Origin of the sequence: Caballeronia sp. ATUFL_F1_KS39 (assembly GCF_023630985.1) — a bacterium.
Classification (GTDB): domain Bacteria; phylum Pseudomonadota; class Gammaproteobacteria; order Burkholderiales; family Burkholderiaceae; genus Caballeronia; species Caballeronia zhejiangensis.
This window is the reverse complement of record NZ_JALQDZ010000090.1, coordinates 1-272: the sequence shown is the minus strand read 5'-3', so window position 1 is coordinate 272 and position 272 is coordinate 1. Positions and strand designations below refer to the sequence as shown.

At 33.8% G+C, this 272-nt stretch carries 1 protein-coding gene; it reads right to left on the bottom strand.

Going from position 1 to position 272, the window contains the following annotated elements:
* On the bottom strand, positions 1-272 hold a 272-nt coding region (locus NCR93_RS31695; RefSeq protein WP_250532471.1), incomplete at both ends, for a hypothetical protein.

Sequence of the window (272 nt, the reverse complement as noted above, 5' to 3'; positions counted from 1 at the left end):
TAATCATAACTTCCTCCAAACATGCCGCCCGGCACATAAGTACCTGTACGTACTACTTTCTTACTGATGACTTCAGCCGTGCAATTTTCGTAATCTGATAATGTCTCTGTATAGATTTTCTTATCTTTTCCTCCAAATCCTTCGCGGGCTAAAATTCCATAAGCGAGCGCGTCTAAAACTTTATAATTTAATTTATTAACGTAATTAGAATCTTTTCTAAAATTAAAGTGATCATATAATTCGTTGATCTTATTCTTATCTTCCTCTGTAAA